Raw genomic sequence first — 3,561 nt, 5'->3', positions numbered from 1 at the left:
GGGGGCGGGGGGGGGGGGCGGGGGGGGGGGGGCGGGGGCGGCGGGGGGGGGGGGCCGGGTGGGCCGCCGGGGGCGGGCGGGCCGCCCCGCGGGCCGGCGTCATGGCGTACCGAAGAGACCCCGCCGTCCGTGGCGGCACGGACTACGCTCGGTGCCATGCCTATCCCAGACTTCCTCCGCACGCTGCGGGCCACCGCGGGTCACCAGTTGCTCCTGTTGCCAGGGGTGAGTGGTGTCGTCTTCGACGACGACGGACAGGTGCTGCTCGCCCGGCGGGCGGACAACGGTCGCTGGTCCCTGATCGGGGGCATCCCGGAGCCGGGGGAGCAGCCCGCGGACACGGTGGTGCGCGAGGTGTTCGAGGAGACCGCGGTGCAGGTCAGGCCCGAGCGGCTGCTGCTGGTGCAGAGCCAGCGGGAGCCGGTCACCTACCCCAACGGCGATGTCTGCCAGTTCGTCGACATCTGCTTCCAATGCCGCGCCGTCGGCGGCGAGGCGCGGGTCAATGACGACGAGTCGCTGGAGGTCGGTTGGTTCGCCGTCGACGCACTGCCGGACGTGGAGGAGTTCGTGGTGTCCCGGATCAAGCTGGCGATGAGCGACGGACCGGCCTGGTTCGAACCGCCGACCCCGTTCGCACCGCCCGCGGTCTGATCTGCGACCCGGACGGAAGGCTTCGCGATCCGTCGCGCCGGGCGGGCCTCGGCGGGTGGACCGTCGAGGCCCGAGCGGATCGGTGAGAGGGACGACTGGCGCCTCCCCGGCCACGTCGAGCCCTGTCGCGGAGTTGCGCCGACAGGACGTGCCAGCGTGGCCGGTGCAGGGAGGGGTACGCGGCCGACCTCGGTACACGCCAACACGGGGTAGGGCGCGTGCCGGTGTGCGCGGGGCAGCGGGACGGCCCGGCACCGACGTGGACGGTCCGGCTGAGGTCTCGTGACCGTCCTGGGCGGGACGGCCGTACCGGCTCGCCGCCGGGACGACGCCGTGACCCACGGGAAACCCTCCTGGGGCGGCATGTGCGGGCCCCTGAAGCCGCGGGCGCGCTGAGCCGGTGACCAGGGCCGCCGGGCCCGGCCGGTACCCACCCACGGCACGGCGCGGACCCCCGCCGGGGCTGCACGGTGCGAACCCTCCCGGGCCGACGGCGAACCACGAACAGATCCCCAGGCCATCAGCGTGCCGGAGCGCTCGTGGCGAGCACTTCGCAGCGATCCGCCGGCCGATGCGGCGGCGCCGCGGGGGAGACCCGGAGCCGCCCCCGGGGCCACCGATTCCGGTAGGGCTCGCCCCGGTCGCGACGACGCGCGGCCCTGCTCACCCCTGTTGCGTGCTGAGCGGCGGCACCCTCTCGTACGAGACCGGCTGGGCCAGGTGCCCTCCCCGTGGCCGCCGGCATCGTTCACATGTCTGTATCGACATTCGTTCGAGGGGTCCGGGGCGATTGAGCGGCAGCATCCCGGCCGACAGCAGGATGATCAACCGCGACGCCGCGTGGCTCAACGGGTGGACCCGGCGGACCGCCTACGGCTGCGGACGCACCGTCACCGCTGGATTCCGAGCAGGGCGGTGGGCACCCCACTTCCCGCGTACGAGGGTGTCTGCTCGCCCCGCGGACGCCGGCCCGGAGGCGTTCGGTCGGCTTCCTTCCACAAGCCGGGGTCGCCAGGGCCGGGGCACCATCACCACTACCGAGGAGCACGGATGCACCTGACTCCGTCAGAGCAGGAGAAGCTGCTGTTGAGCGTGGCGGGGATGCTCGCCAGTTACCGCAAGGAGCGCGGCATCAAGCTGAACTACCCCGAGGCCGTGGCGTACATCAGCTGTTGGGTCATCGAGGAGGCCCGGGCCGGCAACTACACCGTCGACCAGATGATGAGCGATGCCAGCGTTCCCCTGGAGCAGCGGAAGGGCGACACCCAGGGCGAGGGCGAGAGCATCCTCACGACGGTCGACGTCATGGACGGCGTCGCCGAGATGCTCGACATCCTCCAGATCGAGGCGACCTTCCCCGACGGCCGCAAGCTCGTCACCCTCTACGACCCGATCCGCGCCCCGAAGGTCCCCCCGACGGTCGCCCCGATCCGCTGAGGACGAACCCATGCCCTACTTCCAGCCGCTGGTACCGAAGCCCGCGCAGGTCGTGTGTCCGGACGTACGACCTGACTGCACCCTTCCTCCCGCATCCCTGCCGCCCTCCGAGCTGGACCCGGGCCAGGCCCACGGCTTCTCCCGCTACGAGGTGGGCGGAGTGTGGGTCAAGGACCCGACCGCGGAGCACGTCCTCAACTCAGGAAAGGACAAGGTCACCGTCTACGTGGTCAACGTCGGTGACCGCGACATCCAGATCGGTTCGCACATCCACCTGGCCGACGTCAACGAGGACCTGCTGTTCTTCAGCGATCTGGACGCCGCCACCGCTGCCGAGGCCGTCCTGACCGACCCCGAGCGCGTGCGGTCCGAACAGATCGCCGGTGCACGCGAGTTGGCGCACGACCGGTCGAAGACGCCGGGAGTGGCCCCCTGGGGTCACCGCCTGGACATCGCTCCGGGGGACTCCCTGCGGTTCAGCCCGGAGAACGCGCCCAGCGATGCGATCGAGGTCGTTCCGATCGGCGGGAGACGACGCGTTCCGGGCCTGCGCAAGGACAAGCAGGCCGGCGACATCGATCTCGACTGACAGGGCCCCCGTAAATCCAGCCGGAGGAAGACAATGGCGAACATCACTCGTGAGCAGTACGCGAAGTCCTACGGCCCGACCGTGGGCGACCAGGTCCGCCTGGGCGACACCAACCTCTGGATCGAGATCACCGAGGACTTGACCTTCGGGGGTGACGAGGCGGTCTTCGGCGGCGGCAAGACCATTCGCGAGTCGATGTTGCAGGGCACCACCACCAGTGCGCAGGGCGCCCCCGACACCGTGATCACCAACGCGATCATCCTGGATGTCGCTCCCGCCCGGGAGCGGGGCAGCAACAACGCCGTCGTCCGCGCCGACGTCGGAATCAAGGGCGGCAGGGTCGTCGCCATCGGCAAGGCCGGCAACAGCGATGTCATGGACGGGGTCACAGCCGGGCTGGAGATCGGCCCCGCCACGGACGTGATCTCCGGGGAGGGCAAGATCCTCACGGCCGGCGCCATCGACACCCACGTGCACTACATCTCCCCCTCGGCCGTCATGGAGGCCGTGGCCACCGGCACCACCACGCTGATCGGCGGTGGTGTCGGGCCCTCGGAGGGGTCCAAGGCGACCACCGTGACCCCCGGACCACAGCACCTGGTGAACCTGCACCGCAGCTTCGACGACCTGCCGGTCAACGTGATGCTGCTGGGCAAGGGCAACACCGTCAGCAAGGAGGGCCTGGACGAGCAGGCGCTGGCGGGGGCCGGCGGCTACAAGATCCACGAGGACTGGGGAGCCACCCCGGCGGCCCTGGACGCCGCACTGAAGGCCGGCGAGGAGTGGGGGGGGGGGGGGGGGGCGGGCCCCCCCGGGCCCCCCCCCCACCACCCCCCCCCCCCCCCCCCCCCCCCCCCCCCCCCCCCCCCCCCCCCCCCCCC

Annotated in this window: 4 protein-coding genes; all 4 read left to right on the top strand. The window is 72.0% G+C overall.

Going from position 1 to position 3,561, the window contains the following annotated elements; all coding sequences use genetic code 11:
- The first annotated feature begins 156 nt into the window (after positions 1–156).
- Entirely contained in the window at positions 157–654 is a 498-nt protein-coding gene (locus AAHZ94_RS30765; protein WP_349997009.1) for an NUDIX hydrolase, read from the top strand.
- Positions 655–1,704: 1,050 nt separating this feature from the next.
- Complete coding sequence (gene ureA / locus AAHZ94_RS30760) at positions 1,705–2,091, top strand: urease subunit gamma (protein WP_349997008.1); 387 nt, start codon at positions 1,705–1,707, stop codon at positions 2,089–2,091.
- Between the two features lie 10 nt (positions 2,092–2,101).
- Complete coding sequence (locus tag AAHZ94_RS30755) at positions 2,102–2,680, top strand: urease subunit beta (protein ID WP_349997007.1); 579 nt, start codon at positions 2,102–2,104, stop codon at positions 2,678–2,680.
- A 33-nt stretch (positions 2,681–2,713) separates the two neighbouring features.
- Positions 2,714–3,561: amidohydrolase family protein (locus tag AAHZ94_RS30750; protein WP_349997006.1), on the top strand; the 848-nt coding region annotated here is incomplete at its 3' end.

The organism is Streptomyces sp. HSW2009, from assembly GCF_040240285.1.
Taxonomy (GTDB): domain Bacteria; phylum Actinomycetota; class Actinomycetes; order Streptomycetales; family Streptomycetaceae; genus Streptomyces.
Note: the sequence above shows the minus strand (reverse complement) of the source record. Positions and strands in the feature narration are given on the sequence as shown.

Coding starts and splice junctions, on each gene's coding strand:
- AAHZ94_RS30765 (WP_349997009.1), top strand. CDS start 157: ATGCCTATCCCAGACTTCCTCCGCACGCTGCGGGCCACCGCGGGTCAC.
- ureA (WP_349997008.1), top strand. CDS start 1,705: ATGCACCTGACTCCGTCAGAGCAGGAGAAGCTGCTGTTGAGCGTGGCG.
- AAHZ94_RS30755 (WP_349997007.1), top strand. CDS start 2,102: ATGCCCTACTTCCAGCCGCTGGTACCGAAGCCCGCGCAGGTCGTGTGT.